Below are 16034 nucleotides of genomic sequence, written 5' to 3'. Positions count from 1 at the left end.
CTGGAGGCGGGACGGACGATCCCGGGGACGGGCGGCGTACTCAACTGCCGCGCACCGACGTTCCCCCGTCCAGGAGGGGTGCGCCGGGTACGCACCCGCCGCGAGCCGCATACCCGCGGCTTTGGGACGGCGGCTCGCCGATCAGGCCCGCGCTGGGAGGACCTGACCGCTCACCTCGCCGAAGCCGAGGCTGGAGTCCCCCGGCCCTGGAGCGGTGGCGGTGATGCTCACCGTGTCGCCGTCCTCGAGGAAGGTGCGGGTCGAGCCGTCGGCGAGCGTCAGCGGCCGCGTCCCGTTCGCAGTCAGCTCCAGCAGCGAGCCCCACTCCTCTGGCGAGGTGCCGCTGACCGTGCCGGAGGCGAACAGCTCGCCGGGCAGCGTCGAGGCGCCGTTCACGGTCAGGTGCGCGAGCTGCTGGGCCGGCGTCCAGTACATGTCGCGGAAGGGCGGCCGGCTGACCAGCTGCCCGTTGATCCGCACCTCGAGGGCCAGGTCCAGGCCCCACGGGTCGCCGTCGTCGCGCAGGTAGGGCAGCAGCTCGGTGTCGCGGGCCGGCGGCGGCACGCGGGCCGCCCCGAGCGCGGCCAGCGGCACGACCCACGGCGACATCGACGTCTGGAACGACTTGCCGAGGAACGGCCCCAGCGGCTGGTACTCCCAGGCCTGCAGGTCGCGCGCGGACCAGTCGTTGACCAGGCAGGCCCCGAACACGTGCTCGGCGAGGTCGGCCACGGGCACCCGCTCCCCCGGCTCGGACGGCGCCCCCACCACGAAGCCCACCTCGGCTTCGAGGTCCAGCCGGGCGGTCGGACCGAACGGCGGCAGCCCGCCGGTGGGCGGGCCGAGCTGGCCGCAGGGCCGGACGACCGGGGTCCCCGACACCACCACCGTGCCGGCGCGACCGTGGTAGCCGATCGGCAGGTGCCGCCAGTTCGGCGGCAGCGGATCGGCGTCCGGGCGGAACAGCCGGCCGACGTTCTGGGCGTGCGCCTTCGAGCTGTAGAAGTCCACGTAGTTCGGGACGCCGATCGGCCGGCACATCCGCACCTCGTCGATCGGCAGCAGGTGCGGCTCCACGCGCGCGCGGTGGCGCACCCCGGTCAGCCACTCGGTGACCTGCTCGCGCAGCGTGCGCCAGGCGCCCGGCCCCGCGACGAGGAAGGGGTCGAGGGTCCCGGTGGCGTGCACCGGCAGCCCGGTCACCGCGAACAGGTCGAGCACGCGGTCGCCGATGCGCACACCGTGCCGGAACCCGGGGCGCCCGCCACCGAGGAACACCCCCAGCGGCAGGTTCCCGATCCCGAAACCGGTGCCCTCGGGGAGGTCCACCCAGGTCACGAGGGTCCGCGCCCCGACCAGGACCACGCGTAGCGGCCGTCGTCCACCGCCGTGCCTCCCTCACCCAGGCCCAGCGGCCGGAAGGTGTCGACCATGACGGCGAGCTCGTCGAACCGCTCGGCCCCCAGCGACGCCTCGACCGCGGCCGGCTGCGGACCGTGCGAGTGCCCGCCGGGGTGCACGGTCACCGACCCCTTGCCGATGCCCGACCCCTTGCGCGCCTCGTAGTCGCCGGCGACGTAGAACATGATCTCGTCGGAGTCGACGTTCGAGTGGTAGTACGGCACCGGTACCGCGAGCGGGTGGTAGTCGACCTTGCGCGGCACGAAGTTGCAGATGACGAAGTTCGGCCCCTCGAAGACCTGGTGCACCGGCGGCGGCTGGTGCACCCGTCCGGTGATCGGCTCGAAGTCGGCCACGTCGAAGGCGTACGGGTAGAGGCAGCCGTCCCAGCCGACGACGTCGAACGGGTGCTCCGGCACGACGTGCACGGTGCCGGCCAGGCCACCGGGACCGTCCCCGCGGTGCTTGACGAAGACCTCGACGTCGGCGCCCTCGGCCAGCAGCGGCTCCGCCGGCGCCCGCAGGTCCCGCTCGCAGTAGGGCGCGTGCTCGAGGAACTGCCCGTACCGCGACAGGTAGCGCTTCGGCGGGGCGATGTGGCCGCTGGCCTCGATCGCGTAGGTGCGCAACGGCTCCTCGCCGGTCGGGATCCAGCGGTGCGTCGTCGCCCGCGGCAGGACGACGTAGTCCCCCGGCCCGACCTGCAGCGCACCGAAGACAGTTTCGACCGTCGCCGTCCCCCGTTCGACGAACACGCACTCGTCGCCGACCGCGTTGCGGTACAGCGGGCTGGTCAGGCAAGACACCGCGTAGGAGATGCGGACGTCGGCGTTGCCCAGGACCAGCCGGCGCCCGGTGACCGGGTCGACGCTCTTGTGCTCCTCGCCGGGGAAGAGGTCGTGCAGCTTCAGGTGCCGGGGCACCAGCGGGCTGTTCGGCGTCGTCGCCTGGTCGGGCAGCTCCCACGGCCGGGCGTCGACCAGCGAGCTGGGGACGCCGCGGTGGTAGAGCAACGCGCTGTCGGAGGAGAAGCCCTCCTCCCCCATCAGCTCCTCGGAGTACAGCCGCCCGTCGGGACGACGGAACTGGGTGTGCCGTTTCCGCGGCACCTCCCCCACCTGCCGGTAGTGCGCCATCTGTGGTGACCTTTCTGGAACGGCCCCGCTGCAGGGACCCGCCGCGAGCGGAGCGAGTGGCGGGGGGCAGCGGGGTCCTTCTTCAGAAGTTGCCGCGCCGTTCCTGCTCGCGCTCGATCGCCTCGAAGAGTGCCTTGAAGTTGCCCTTGCCGAAGCCCAGCGAGCCGTGCCGTTCGATCAGCTCGAAGAACACGGTGGGCCGGTCGCCGGTGGGCCTGGTGAAGATCTGCAGGAGGTAGCCGTCCTCGTCGCGGTCGACCAGGATCCCCCGGGACTGCAGCTCCTCGATCGGCACCCGGACGTCGCCGATGCGGGCCCGCAGCTGCGGGTCCTCGTAGTAGGACGCCGGCGTCGACAGGAACTCCACGCCCTCGGCCCGCATCGCGTCGACGGTCGTCACGATGTCGATCGTGGCGAGCGCGACGTGCTGGGCGCCCGGGCCGCCGTAGAACTCCAGGTACTCGTCGATCTGCGACTTCTTCGCAGCGATCGCCGGCTCGTTGAGCGGGAACTTGACCCGGTGGTTGCCGTCGGCGACCACCTTGCTCATGAGGGCCGAGTAGTCGGTGGCGATGTCGTCGCCGATGAACTCGGCCATGTTCGTGAAGCCCATGACCCGGTGGTAGAACTCGACCCACTGGTCCATGGCGCCCAGCTCGACGTTGCCGACGACGTGGTCGACCGCCTGGAACAGCCGCTTGGGGGCACCGGGCCGCTTCTGGAAGGACGACGTCCGGGGCACGTACCCGGGCAGGTACGGGCCGGAGTACCGGGAGCGGTCGACCAGCGTGTGCCGGGTGTCGCCGTAGGCCGCGATGGAGGCGATCCGCACCGTGCCGTGCCCGTCGGTCAGGTCGCGCGGCTGCTCGAGGACGACGGCCCCCTGCGCGGCGGCGTGGGCGACGCACCGGTCGACGTCGGGGACGGCGAGGGCGATGTCGACGATGCCGTCGCCGTGCCGGCGGTGGTGGTCGGCCAGCGGGCTGGCCGGGTCGTACGCCCCCTGCACCACGAATCGGGCGGCGCCGGAGGTGAGCACGAAGGAGTGGTGGTCGCGGTTGCCGGTCTCCGGCCCGGAGTAGGAGACCAGCTCCATGCCGAAGGCCGACTGGAAGAAGTGCGCCGTCTGCACCGCATTGCCGACCACCCACACCAGCGCGTCCCAGCCGGTGACCGGGAACGGGTCGGCCGAGGCGTCGTACTCCACCAGACCGACCAGCTGCTTCAGCTGGTCGAGGTCCAGGTCCGCCAGCCGTTCCTCGTCGTTGAGCGCCTGCTCCAGCGTCACGGGAACTCCTCCTGTCGCGTACGGGTGCTGTGGTCCGGACCACGGGACACCCCCGGCCGCTCGCTGCGCAACCTCCCTGCCTCGTTCCGGCACGCCTGCACAGCCCGTCTAGCGCAGCGGGCGTTCCACTGTGCAGACTGCACAGCTCGATGCCGGAACTCGGAGATCGGAGACCCGTGCCCGCACCCGCCCTCGACATGCTGGACGTCGCCCTCCTGGAGGCGCTGCACGAGCACCCGCGGACCGGGCTGCAGGAGATCGCCCGCATCGTCGGCGTGGCCCGGGCGACGGCGACGGCGCGGCTGCAGCGACTGGAACGAGCGGGCATCGTCTCCGGCTTCGGCCCGGAGATCGACGTGACCGCGGCCGGCTTCGGCGTGCAGGCGTTCGTCACCCTGGAGATCGCCCAGGGCGCGCTCGAAGAGGTGCACCGGGAACTCGCAGCGATCCCCGGCATCCTCGAGGCGCACGCGACCACCGGCAGCGGCGACGTCATCTGCCGGGTCGCCGCCTCCTCGCACGAGTCGCTGCAGCAGATCCTGGTGCAGCTGAACCGGTCGGCGTCCGTCGTGCGGTCGACGAGCGTCGTGGCGCTGTCCTGCGTCGTGCCCTGGCGCACGCTGCCGCTGCTGCGGTCCGAGGCCGCCCCGGGTTCGGGCCGTTCGCCCAGCTCGCGCTGAGCGGCGGGGCGCGCCCGCGACCACCGCCACCGCAGGCCGCGGCTCACCTAGTCTGGGAGCGATGGACGACGAGCGGACGACGGACGGGCCTCCGAGCCCGGATCCGGACGACGCCTCGCCCGAGGTGCACGCGGTCGCCGGGGAACCGGCCGGTGCCCCGGCCGACGATCCCGACGCCACCACAGACGGCCCGGCGACCTCGGCCGGGAATCCCCAGCCCTCGACCTCAGGTGGAGGGTCAGGCCGCTCCCGCGCCTGGAGCCGGCCGACGGCACTGGCCGCCAGCACCGTCGTCGCCCTGGTCCTGGGCTTCGCGCTCACCGTGCAGATCCGCAGCACCGCCGAGCCCGACCCCCAGGTCGCCACCCGCGAGGAGGACCTGGTCCTGATCCTCGAGGAGCTCAACACCCGCGAGGCGGAGCTGCGCCGGCAGATCGCCCGGACCCGGCAGACGGTCGAGGAGCTCTCGACCGGCCAGCGCCAGTCCGACCGAGCGGCCGAGGAGGCCCGCGCCCGCGCCGAGGCGATCGGCATCCTCAACGGGACACTGCCGGCCAGCGGCCCGGGCGTCGCCCTGACCATCCAGGACCCCGACGGCGCCGTTCCTGCCTCGGTCGTCCTGGACGCCATCCAGGAGCTGCGCGGGGCCGGCGCCGAAGCCATGCAGGTCGACGGCGTCCGCGTGGTGGTCTCGAGCGCGGTGAGCGGCTCCCCCGGCGCGCTGCGCATCGACGGCATCCCGCTGGACAGCCCCTACGAGTTCCGCGTCGTCGGTCCACCCGCGGCCATGGAGGTGGCGCTCAACGTCACCGGTGGCGTCGTCGCCGACGTCGGGCGCGTCGGGGGCACGGCGGTCGTGCGCCAGGCCGACGTCGTCACCGTGGACGCCACCGTCGACTGACTCGCGGAGTCACTGCGGGATGAGCAGCCCCCGCAGCTCCTCGGTGAGCGCCTCACGGGCCTCCGGGTGCTGGTCCCACGACGCCGGCGTGACCTGGAACAGGGAGATCCGCCAACGCCCCCGGCCCTCGTCCACGGCGACCATCGTGTGGACCGCGTTCAGCGACGGGTCGAGGTCGTTGCCGTTCGCCGGGATCATCCCGGCGTGCGCGGTGAGCATCGCGACGCCGGGACCGACCGGCCGCACCGAACGCACCACCGCCACGTAGGCCGGGGTCTCGTGGCTGCCGAACACCTGGCGCAGGTCGGCGGCGATGGACAGCCGGCCGCGGTGGTGGGTGCCGTCGAACCCGATGATGTCGCCGTCGTCGGCGAACCCGGCCGCCACCGCCGCGCCGCTGCGCCGGTTCCAGCCGTCGACGAACTGCGCGTACAGCGCTCGGATCTGGGCGTCCTGCGGGTGCGCTGCGGTCACGTCTCCTCCTCGCCGGCGTTCGTCGGTGAATCCCGACGGTGCTCAAGTTCCTTCGTGACCGCGCCGGCCCGGTCACGCGTCCCGGCTGCGGCCGCCCGGGACAGGAGTGACGCTAGTGCTCCATCGGGACGGACCGTTCGACGCTCGCCGGTGTTCTCCGCCGCGCTCAGCAAGGTTTTCCGCCTCGCCCGAGCGCCCACGACGGGGCGTGCGCGGTTGTGCGCGCAGCGCCACCACCAAGGCTCTGGTTCAGGGTCAGGCGACGGCGGCCGGGTCGCGCTCGCTGTCGGCGAACTGCGTCCGGTAGAGGTCGGCGTAGCGGCCGCCGCGGCCCAGCAGCTCTTCGTGCGTCCCCGTCTCCACGATCCGGCCCTCGTCGATGACGAGGATCTGGTCGGCGCTGCGGATCGTGGACAGCCGGTGCGCGATGACCAGCGAGGTGCGGCCGGCGAGCGCGGTGTCCAGGGCATGCTGGACCGCCGCCTCCGACTCGCTGTCCAGGTGGGCGGTCGCTTCGTCGAGGATCACGATCCCCGGCGCCTTGAGCAGGACGCGGGCGATGGCCAGCCGCTGCTTCTCCCCGCCGGAGAGCCGGTAGCCGCGGTCGCCCACGACGGTGTCCAGCCCTTCCGGCAGCGACCGTACGAGGTCGGCGATGCGGGCGCCGGTGAGCGCCTCCCAGACCTGGTCGTCGGTGGCGTCCGGCCGCGCGTACATCAGGTTGGCGCGCATCGTGTCGTGGAAGAGGTGGGAGTCCTGGCTGACGACGCCGATCGCGTCCTGGAGCGAGGCCAGCGTCGCCCGCCGGACGTCCAGGCCCCCCACCCGCACCGCGCCGCCGGTGACGTCGTAGAGCCGCGGCACCAGGTGGGCGATGGTCGACTTGCCGGCGCCGGAGTGCCCGACCAGGGCCACGAGCTGGCCCGGGGCCACGCGGAAGGTGATGTCGTGGAGGACGTCGACCGGCCCCCCGTGCTCGGGCAGCGACACCTCCTCCAGTGACGGCAGCGAGACGTCCGCCCCCGCGGGATAGCTGAACGCCACGTGGTCGAACTCGATCGACCGGTCGTCCGCCGGGACGGCGACCGCGTCGGGTACCTCGCGGATCATCGGCGGCAGGTCGAGGACCTCGAAGACCCGGTCGAAGCTCACCATCGCGCTCATCACGTCGACCCGGACGTTGGCCAGCGCGGTCAGCGGGCCGTAGAGCCGGGACAGCAGCAGGGCCAGCGCGACGACGTCACCGGGGCTGAGCTCCCCGGTGAACGCGAGCCACCCGCCGAGCCCGTAGACCAGCGCCGTCGCCAGCGAGGCGACCAGCGTCAGCGCGACGAAGAAGGTCCGGCCGTACATGGCCGACAGGACGCCGATGTCGCGGACCCGCGCCGCCCGCCCGCGGAAGGACTCGGCCTCGACCCCGGGCCGGCCGAACAGCTTGACCAGCAGCGCCCCGGCGACGTTGAACCGCTCGGTCATCGTCGCGTTCATGGAGGCGTTGAGGGAGTAGGACTCCCGGGTGATCTCCTGCAGCCGGCTGCCGATCCGGCGCGCGGGCAGGACGAAGAGCGGCACCAGGACCAGCGACAGCAGGGTGATCTGCCAGGACAGCGTGAGCATCACGCCGGCGGTCAGCACCAGGCCGATGACGTTGGAGACGACGCCCGACAGGGTCGAGGTGAACGCCTGCTGGGCCCCCACGACGTCGTTGTTCAGCCGGCTGACCAGGGCACCGGTCTGCGTGCGGGTGAAGAAGGCGACCGGCATCCGCTGCACGTGCTCGAAGACGCGGCTGCGCAGGTCGTAGATGACGCCTTCGCCGATCCGGGCGGAGAACCACCGGGTGCCCAGGGAGATGCCGGCGTCGACGACGGCCAGTGCACCGATCACCAGCGCGATCTGCACGATGCCGCCGGCGGTGCCCTCGAGCCGGGCGATCCGGTTCACGATGTCGCCGGCCAGCAGCGGCGTGATGACCCCGATGACCGAGGAGCCGACGACCAGCAGCAGGAAGAACGCCAGCTCACGCCGGTAGGGCCGGGCGATGCCCAGGATCCGCCGCACCGTGCCCTGGGGCAGCTGCCGCGCCGTCACGGACGGGTCCCGCCGGAAGGACCGCATCGTGGCCATGGAGGTCATGGAGCCGCCGTCCATCGCACCTCCTCGGGTCCGCCGGTTGCGCCCCGGCCGCTCGTGCCAACCGGGGCGCCGCCGCGCTTGTTCCTGCGGAGTCTCTCAGCGACCGCTGACGAGATCGTGCAGTCGCTGTACCTGCGCAGCCCGCTCGGCCGCGTCCTGGGCCGCGACGTCGTTGCCGACGGCGGACCGCACCAGCTGGGCGGTGGCCCGGCTGGCCCCGACGGGCGGGGCCAGCAACGCCTGCACCAGATCGGCGACCGCGCCGTCCAGCTCGTCGCGGCCCACCACGAGGGTGGCCAGGCCGATGGCCTGGGCCTCCGCGGCGCCCACGGCCCGTCCGGTCAGGCACATCTCCAGGGCCCGGGAGTAGCCGACCAGCTCCACCAGCGTGCTGGTGCCGGTGAGGTCGGGCACCAGCCCCAGCGTGGCCTCCGGCAGCCGCAGCTGGGCGTCGTCGGTGAGGACCCGCAGATCGCACGCCAGCGCCAGCTGGGCGCCGGCGCCGATGGCGTGGCCCTGGACCGCGGCCACCGAGACGATCCCCGGCGAGCGCAGCCAGCGGAAGCCGGCCTGGTATCCGCGGATGCGCTCCTGCGCCTCCTCCACCGGCAGGCCGACGAGCTCGCCGAGGCCACCACCGCTGGTCGAGGAGGTGTCGAACATGCTGCGGTCGAGTCCGGCGGAGAACGACCGGCCCTCCCCCTTCAGCACGACGACGCGCACGTCGTCGTCGAGGGAGGCGCCGACGTCGGCCAGGGCCGTCCACGTGGCGGGCAGCTGGGCGTTCAGCTGCTCGGGACGGTCCAGGGTGACGGTGAGGACCGCACCGTCGCGGCGCGTCCGCACCCAGCCGGACCCGGAGAGGGAGCTCGTGGGTTCCGGAGGAGCGCCCGATGCTGCGTCTACTGGTTCGATCGCACGCTCACTCACTCTTCTTGCTGTTCCGGTTCGCCCCGCCGCGGCTGCGCAGCGAGGCCCCGGACTCCGAGAGGAGACGGTGCACGAACCCGTAGGACCGCTTGGTGGACTCGGCCAGCGAGCGGATGCTCTCGCCCTCGTCGTACCGCTTGCGCAGCTCGTCGGCGAGCGTCGACCGGTCACCCCCGGTGATCCGCTTGCCCTTGCCGAGGTCCGCAGTTGTCGAGTCGGCCATGGCTCCCCTCCGTGTCAGCCGCCGTCCCCAGCAGGTGCCGGCGGGACCGGCCCGCTCGGCGGGCCGGTCGTGGCTGTCGCCGTGGTGCCGCCGTCCTGGTGACCACGGCTCCCGCGACCCCATGATCACGCACAACGCGATCGCCCGCGACGCGAGCATTTCCGGTCGTCCCGAGTGGGCCCCGGAGGGGTCCGCGCAGGGACGACTCAACGGCTCCGCTTCCACGGGGACGGCACGTGGCCGCGGTGCGGTCCGGAGGACCGCGGTGTCACGACGTCAGGCCAGCTCGACCAGGTCGGCCAGGTCCTCGCTCCAGGCGTCCTCGGTGCCGTCGGGCAGCAGGATGACCTTGTCCGGGTCCAGGGCGCGGACCGCGCCCTCGTCGTGGGTGACCAGCACGATCGCCCCGGCGTAGGTGCGCAGCGCCTCGAGCACCTGCTCGCGGCTGGCCGGGTCGAGGTTGTTGGTCGGCTCGTCGAGCAGCAGCACGTTGGCGCCGGAGATGACCAGCGTCGCCATGGCCAGCCGGGTGCGCTCACCACCGGAGAGCGTGCCGGTGCGCTGGTCCACGGTCTCGCCGGAGAACAGGAAGGCACCGAGGATGCGCCGCAGCTCGGTGTCGGTGCTGTCGGGCGCCGAGGAGCGCATGTTCTCCAGCAGGGTCCGGTCCATGTCCAGGGTCTCGTGCTCCTGGGCGTAGTAGCCCACCCGCAGACCGTGGCCGGCCTTCACCTCGCCGGTGTCGGGCTGCTCGGTCCCGGCCAGCATCCGCAGCAGCGTCGTCTTCCCGGCGCCGTTGAGGCCGAGGACGACGACGCGCGCACCGCGGTCCACGGCGAGGTCGACGTCGGTGAAGATCTCCAGCGAGCCGTAGCTCTTGGACAGGCCCTCCGCCGTGAGCGGCGTCCTGCCGCAGGCCACCGGTGTCGGGAACCGCAGCTTGGCGACCTTGTCCTGCACCCGCACCTCGGCCAGGCCGGAGGCCAGCCGCTCGGCCCGCTTGTCCATGCTCTTGGCGGCCTTGGCCTTGGTCGCCTTCGCGCGCATCTTGTCCGCCTGCGCGGTGAGCGTGTCGATCTTCCGCTCGGTGTTGGCGCGCTCCTGCTTGCGGCGCCGCTCGTCGGTCTCCCGCTGGGCCAGGTAGGGCTTCCAGCCCAGGTTGTAGATGTCGACGGTGGCCCGGTTGGCGTCCAGGTGCCAGACCTTGTTGACGACGGCGTCGAGCAGCTCGACGTCGTGGCTGATGACGATCAGACCGCCGCGGTGGCTGGAGAGGAAGCCCTTGAGCCAGGTGATCGAGTCGCCGTCGAGGTGGTTGGTCGGCTCGTCGAGGAGCAGCGTCTCGGCGTCGGAGAAGAGGATCCGTGCGAGCTCCACGCGCCGGCGCTGACCGCCGGACAGCGTGCGCAGCGGCTGCGCCAGGACCCGGTCGGGCAGACCCAGGTTGGTGCAGATGCGCGCGGCGTCGCTCTCCGCGGCGTAGCCGCCCAGCGCGGCGAACTGGTCCTCGATGCGGCCGTAGCGGCGCACCGCCTTGTCCCGCTCCGCGTCGTCGGCCGGCTCGGCCATGGCGATCTGGGCCTTGACCATCTGGTTGCGCAGCTCGTCCAGGCCGCGGCCGGAGAGGACGCGGTCGCTGGCGGTGATGTCGAGGTCGCCGCTGCGCGGGTCCTGCGGGAGGTAGCCGATCTCGCCGGACACCTCCACCTTGCCGGCGTGCGGCAGCCGCTCACCGGCGAGCGTGGTGAGGGTGGTGGTCTTGCCGGCGCCGTTGCGCCCGACCAGGCCGATGCGGTCGCCGGGCTGCACCCGCAGGTTCGCCTCGCTGATGAGGATGCGGGCACCGGCGCGCAACTCGAGGCCGGTCGTGGTGATCACTGATCCCAGGGTAGGCGCTTCCCGGCCGATACCACGAACGCTGCCGGGGTGACATCGACGGCATCCGCCGTTCCCCGCACGGTCGGACGGCGATTCGAGCGGCACCCGCGCGGGCACCGTCCTGCGGTGACGTCGGGAACGCGGGGGACGCGGCCGGTGCCGGTGCCTGCACCGGTTCCGCCGTTCCCCTACCGCACCCGCCCGCCACAGGTGCTGCTCGCCGTGGGCGCCGTCCTGCTGGTGAGCGCGGGCGCCGCGCTCGGGTCGGCCTACGGCGGACCGCTCGTGCGCACCGCCGTCCTGCTGCTCGCCGCGGTCGCCGCCGGAGTCTCGGTCCGCGCCGACCGCGCGGGGCTGCGCACCTCGGCCGAGACCTTCGCCGCCAGCGCGGCCGGGCTGGGCCTCGCCGGCAGCGACGTCCCCGGCGCCCTGCGGGCCGGCGACCCCCTGCCGGCGCTGCTCCTGGCGGGCGTCTTCCTCGGCCTGCACCGCCTCTCCCCCACCCCGGTCGCGTGGCCGCTGGCTGCGTGGGCGGCCGGTCAGGTGGCCGTGCTGCGCTCCCTCGACGGGGTGCCGGAGGCATTGCGCACCGAGCTCTTCCTGGGCGTCTCGCTGGTCGGGCTGGGCATCGCCCTCTGGGCGCGTCCGCTCGTGGCACGTCTGACGATGGCGACGACCGCACCGTGGTGGGCGGCCGGCGTGCTCGGCGGCACGCGGGAGGCCTGGACCGCCGCCGCCGGGGAACGGTGGCTCGCCGCCGCACTCGTCGTCGCCGCGGGCGCCGGGCTGCTCCTCGCGCGGTTGCGCCGTCCGCTCGACGTGCTGCTGGGCCCGCCGCGGCTGGTCCCGGTGGTGGCGGGCGGCGTCTCCGCCGGGGCCGTGGCCGGCGCCGGCTCGGCCGGTGGACCGGTCGTGGTCGCCGTGGCCGGCTTCGCCGGCGTGCTGATCGCCGCCACGTCCGCCGCCGAGCTGTCGGGCTGGCGCCGGGGGCTCCTCCTGCCGGTGGCGCTGACCGGCGGGGTGCTCCTGGCGGTGCTGTCGATCCTGCGCCTGGTGCACGGGCGCCACTGGTCGGAGTTGGCACTCCTGCTCCTGCTCACCGCCGCGCCGACCGTGTGGGTGGCGGCGCTGCGGCGCGACGACCGGCCGGTGGCCGCACCGACGGCGGTGGGCTGCCTGGCCGGCGCGGCGCTGCTCGGCCTCCCCGACGGCTGGGCCTCCCCCTCCGTCGTCGCCGGTCTGCTCACCGCCCTGTACGTGCTCTCGTTGCTGACGGCCGCGCGGCTGGAGCGTGACTCCCGCCGGGCGACGGCGCTGGCCGCCGCGGCCTGCGCCGTGCTCGCCGTCGTCCTCCTCGTCGTCGGGGGCGACCGCGGCCCGGTGGCCGCGCACCTGGCCGCCCAGGGCACGGCGACGCTCGGCTGGGCGTGGTGGACGGGCCGGGCCGGGACCGCGACGGACGACGACACGGACTCGACGACCGGCTGGCGGATCGGGGCCGCGCAGCTCGTGCTCGCCGGCTGGCTGGCCGCCGCGCTCGCCGGTCTCGGCGCCGTCGAGGCCTACAGCGTCCCGGCCGCCGGCGGGCTGCTGCTGGCCGCGGGGCGCGGTCTGCTGCGCGACCCGTCGTGGCAGTCGTGGGGTCCGGGCCTGGTGGTGGCGGCCGCCCCGTCCACGGTGCTCGCCGTCGTGACCCCGGACGCGCTCCGCGCGGTGCTCGTCCTCGCGCTCGCGGCCGTCGCCATGGTGGCCGGGGGCCGGGCCGGGCTCCGGGCGCCCCTCCTGGTCGGCTCGGGGGCCGCGCTGGTGCTGGCGCTCGGGCTGGCGGTCCGGGCGCTGCCCTGGCCGGTGGCCACCGCGCTCGTCGTGGGCAGCGTGCTGCTGCTGATCGGCATGCTGCGCGAGCGGCGCCCGGTCGCGGGCTTCGCCACCCGCCTGGCCGACCTGCGCTGAACGGGACGGGTCCGGCGGGCCGACACCAGGTGAATTCCCGCCCGTGCGCGCATCCTTTCGGCCGCCCGCGCCATGGAGCAGGGCGTGAACGCTCCCTCGCACCTCACGCGCCGCCGCGCCCTCCAGCTCGCCGCCGCCACCGGCGCCGGCATGGCCGCGGTCGCCGCCACCGGTCCCGCCGCCGCCTCGCCGGGCGGGCCCACCTCCTCCGTCTTCCGCCACGGGGTCGCCTCCGGGGACCCGCTGCCCGACGCGGTCCTCCTCTGGACCCGCGTGACCCCGGACCCGACCGCGACGCCGGGCTCCGGAGCGGGCCCGAGGGTCGACGTGGGCTGGGAGGTCGCGACCGATCCGGGCTTCCGGCGGGTCGTGCGCCGAGGCACCTCCTCGACCGGGCCCGCGCGGGACCACACGGTCAAGGTCGACGCGGTCGGGCTGTCCCCCGCCACCACCTACTGGTACCGGTTCCGCTGCCGCGGGACGACGTCCCCCGTGGGCCGGACCCGCACCGCGCCGGCGGTCGACGCCCCGGTGGCGCGCCTCCGGATGGCGGTCGTCTCCTGCGCCAACCTGCAGGCCGGCTGGTTCACCGCCTACCGGCACCTGGCCGCGCGCGGCGACCTGGACCTCGTCGTGCACCTGGGCGACTACCTCTACGAGTACGCGCCCGGGGAATACCAGGCCCGCGACGTCGTGGTCCGCCCGCACGACCCGGCACGGGAGATGGTGGCTCTGGCCGACTACCGGCGCCGGCACGCCCAGTACAAGACCGATCCCGACCTGCAGGCTCTGCACGCGGCGGCTCCCTGGGTGGTCACCTGGGACGACCACGAGTCGGCCAACGACGCCTGGTCCGGCGGCGCGGAGAACCACACGGAGGGGGCCGACGGCGCCTGGACGGCGCGGCGGGCCGCGGCCCAGCAGGCCTACGCCGAGTGGATGCCGGTCCGGTACGAGCCCGGCGGGAGCCTGTACCGGCGCCTGCGGTTCGGCCGGCTCGCCACCCTCTCGATGCTCGACCTGCGCACCTACCGCGACCAGCAGGCCTCGTCCCCGCTGGACCCGGAGCTGTCCGCACCCGACCGGACCATCGCCGGGCCCGAGCAGCTGCAGTTCCTGCTCGACGGGCTGGCTGACCCGCAGGTCCAGTGGAAACTGGTCGGCAACCCCGTGATGATCTCGCCGGTCCGCTTCCCGAACGGCCTGGAGTCCCGCGCGGTGGAGGGCATCGCGGAGCTGGTGGACCTGCCGGTCCCGCCCGTCGCCGGTGCGCCCTACAACGTGGACCAGTGGGACGGGTACCCCGCCGAGCGCGCCGCCGTGCTCGGCCACCTGCGCGACCGTGGCATCACCGACGCCGTCTTCCTCACCGGCGACATCCACTCCGGCTGGGCCTGCGAGCTGCCCGCCGACCCGCTGACCTACCCGGTCACCGGGGTCAGCGTCGGGGTCGAGCTGGTCTGCACGTCGGTGACCAGCGACAACCTCGACGACATCCTGGGCACCCCGCCCCGGACGGCCTCCCTGACGGTCGAGACGGCGGTGAAGGCCGACAACCCGCACGTGAAGTACCTGGACTTCGACTCCCACGGGTTCTCCGTGCTGGAACTCACCGAGGAGGGCGCGCAGATGGACTGGTTCGTGCTCACCGACCGGACCGACCCCCACGCGGCGGCCGTCTGGTCCACGTCGTGGCGGGTGCCGGCCGGCACCGCGCGGGTCGAGCGGGCAGCGGGGCGGCTGGCGTGAGCGGCGACGTGCTGAGCCGCCGGCGGTTCCTGCAGCTGACCGCGGCCACCGGCGGGACCGTCGTCCTGTCCACGGCGCTCGGCGCTCCGGTGGCCCGGGCCACCGGCCGGCTGCGCGTCTACGTGCTCGTGGTCGACGGGACACGGCCGGACGAGGTCACCCCGCTACTGATGCCGCGGCTGCACCGGCTGCGCGCCGAGGGGACCTGGTTCAGCGGGGCGCGGTCGCTGCCGGTGATGGAGACCATCCCCAACCACGTGATGATGATGACCGGCGTCCGGCCGCACCGGTCCGGCGTCCCGGCCAACTCGGTGTACGACCGGGCCGAGGGCACGGTCCGGGACCTCGACCGGCCGTCGGACCTGCGCTTCCCGACCCTCCTGGAGCGGCTGGGCGCCCGGGGCAGGACCACCGGCACGGTGCTGTCGAAGGAGTACCTGTACGGCATCTTCGGGGAGCGGGCCACGCACCGGTGGGAGCCCTTCCCGATCATCCCGGTCAGTGGCCACGCGCCGGACCTCGCCACCACGGACGCCCTGCTGGCGATGGTCGACTCCGCCGACCCGGACCTGGTCTTCGTCAACCTCGGCGACACCGACCGCGTCGGGCACAGCGACCTGACCGGCACCTCGCTGCGGACCGCCCGGACGCTGGCGCTGCGCAACACCGACCTGCAGGTCGGCCGGTTCGTCGACCACCTGCAGGCGACCGGTCGCTGGTCCTCCAGCGTGCTGCTGGTCCTCGCCGACCACTCGATGGACTGGTCGCTACCGACCGGCGTCATCTCGGTCGACGCGATCCTGCGCAGCCGGCCGGAGCTGCGGTCCTCGGTGCAGATCGCGCAGAACGGCGGTGCGGACCTCCTCTACTGGACCGGCCCGGCCGCTGGGCGCGACGCCGGGCTCGCCGAGGTGCGGCGCCTGGCCGCGGCGCACCCGGGCGTGCTGTCCGTGCACGCTCCCCGCGAGCTCGGGCTGGGGCCGGAGGGGGGCGACCTGGTCGCCTACTGCCGTGCGGGCTGGCGGTTCAGCGACCCGGAGGTCTACGCCAACCCGATCCCGGGGAACCACGGGCACCCGGCGACCGAGCCGATCCCGTTCCTGGTCGCGGGCGGCCACCCCGCGGTCCGCCGAGGCGTGGTCAGCGGGGCACCGGCCCGCACGGTCGACGTCGCGCCGACGATCGGGGCTCTGTTCGGGCTGGGCTCACCACACGGCGGCTACGACGGCGCCGTCCGCAAAGAGGCGTTCGCCGGTCGCCGTTGACCGCGAGGGCACGGAACGTG

The 16034-nt window shown here is 74.0% G+C and carries 13 protein-coding genes; 5 read left to right on the top strand and 8 right to left on the bottom strand.

The window, feature by feature from the left end:
- Positions 1 to 141: 141 nt before the first annotated feature.
- From fahA to hppD, 3 genes are all read right to left on the bottom strand, one after another.
- Positions 142 to 1329 (bottom strand): fumarylacetoacetase, encoded by a 1188-nt coding sequence (gene fahA, locus C5507_RS15615; RefSeq protein ID WP_249027829.1) that lies wholly within the window; start codon positions 1327 to 1329, stop codon positions 142 to 144.
- Between the two features lie 5 nt (positions 1330 to 1334).
- On the bottom strand, positions 1335 to 2537 hold the full coding sequence (locus C5507_RS15610) for a homogentisate 1,2-dioxygenase (RefSeq protein WP_104529440.1): 1203 nt from the start codon (positions 2535 to 2537) through the stop codon (positions 1335 to 1337).
- Positions 2538 to 2619: 82 nt separating this feature from the next.
- Positions 2620 to 3825, bottom strand: coding sequence for a 4-hydroxyphenylpyruvate dioxygenase (gene hppD / locus C5507_RS15605; protein WP_104529439.1), 1206 nt, complete (start codon positions 3823 to 3825; stop codon positions 2620 to 2622).
- A gap of 176 nt (positions 3826 to 4001) precedes the next feature.
- On the opposite strand from hppD, the gene C5507_RS15600 reads away from it, so the two are divergent.
- Positions 4002 to 4505 (top strand): Lrp/AsnC family transcriptional regulator, encoded by a 504-nt coding sequence (locus C5507_RS15600; protein ID WP_242611063.1) that lies wholly within the window; start codon positions 4002 to 4004, stop codon positions 4503 to 4505.
- A gap of 61 nt (positions 4506 to 4566) precedes the next feature.
- Positions 4567 to 5406, top strand: a complete 840-nt coding sequence (locus C5507_RS15595) for a DUF881 domain-containing protein (RefSeq protein WP_104529437.1) — start codon at positions 4567 to 4569, stop codon at positions 5404 to 5406.
- A gap of 9 nt (positions 5407 to 5415) precedes the next feature.
- Here C5507_RS15595 and C5507_RS15590 read toward each other — a convergent pair whose 3' ends face one another.
- The 5 genes from C5507_RS15590 to C5507_RS15570 all read right to left on the bottom strand — a co-directional run bounded on the left by C5507_RS15590 (position 5416) and on the right by C5507_RS15570 (position 11047).
- Positions 5416 to 5880 carry an SgcJ/EcaC family oxidoreductase gene (locus tag C5507_RS15590; protein WP_104529436.1) on the bottom strand — a complete coding sequence of 155 codons (465 nt, stop codon included), beginning with the start codon at positions 5878 to 5880 and terminating at the stop codon, positions 5416 to 5418.
- 255 nt (positions 5881 to 6135) lie between these two features.
- Positions 6136 to 8031: an ABC transporter ATP-binding protein gene (locus C5507_RS15585; protein WP_104529435.1), complete on the bottom strand. Its 1896-nt coding sequence runs from the start codon at positions 8029 to 8031 to the stop codon at positions 6136 to 6138.
- Positions 8032 to 8112: 81 nt separating this feature from the next.
- Positions 8113 to 8862: an enoyl-CoA hydratase/isomerase family protein gene (locus tag C5507_RS15580; protein WP_104529434.1), complete on the bottom strand. Its 750-nt coding sequence runs from the start codon at positions 8860 to 8862 to the stop codon at positions 8113 to 8115.
- Positions 8863 to 8938: 76 nt separating this feature from the next.
- The gene (locus C5507_RS15575; RefSeq protein ID WP_104529433.1) at positions 8939 to 9169 is read right to left on the bottom strand and encodes a helix-turn-helix domain-containing protein; all 231 of its coding nucleotides are present in this window, start codon (positions 9167 to 9169) and stop codon (positions 8939 to 8941) included.
- A gap of 276 nt (positions 9170 to 9445) precedes the next feature.
- Positions 9446 to 11047, bottom strand: a complete 1602-nt coding sequence (locus tag C5507_RS15570) for an ABC-F family ATP-binding cassette domain-containing protein (protein ID WP_104529432.1) — start codon at positions 11045 to 11047, stop codon at positions 9446 to 9448.
- A gap of 156 nt (positions 11048 to 11203) precedes the next feature.
- On the opposite strand from C5507_RS15570, the gene C5507_RS15565 reads away from it, so the two are divergent.
- From C5507_RS15565 to C5507_RS15555, 3 genes are all read left to right on the top strand, one after another.
- The gene (locus C5507_RS15565) at positions 11204 to 13000 is read left to right on the top strand and encodes an SCO7613 C-terminal domain-containing membrane protein (protein ID WP_104529431.1); all 1797 of its coding nucleotides are present in this window, start codon (positions 11204 to 11206) and stop codon (positions 12998 to 13000) included.
- A gap of 84 nt (positions 13001 to 13084) precedes the next feature.
- Positions 13085 to 14749: an alkaline phosphatase D family protein gene (locus C5507_RS15560; protein ID WP_207225738.1), complete on the top strand. Its 1665-nt coding sequence runs from the start codon at positions 13085 to 13087 to the stop codon at positions 14747 to 14749.
- Positions 14746 to 16014 carry an alkaline phosphatase family protein gene (locus C5507_RS15555; protein ID WP_104529459.1) on the top strand — a complete coding sequence of 423 codons (1269 nt, stop codon included), beginning with the start codon at positions 14746 to 14748 and terminating at the stop codon, positions 16012 to 16014. Before C5507_RS15560 ends, C5507_RS15555 begins: the two co-directional genes overlap by 4 nt.
- The last annotated feature ends 20 nt before the right edge of the window (positions 16015 to 16034 follow it).

The sequence above is a fragment of the Blastococcus saxobsidens genome (assembly GCF_002938435.1).
Classification (GTDB): domain Bacteria; phylum Actinomycetota; class Actinomycetes; order Mycobacteriales; family Geodermatophilaceae; genus Blastococcus; species Blastococcus saxobsidens.
The sequence above is the reverse complement of the archived record's forward strand: the minus strand, read 5'-3'. Positions and strand labels throughout refer to the sequence as shown.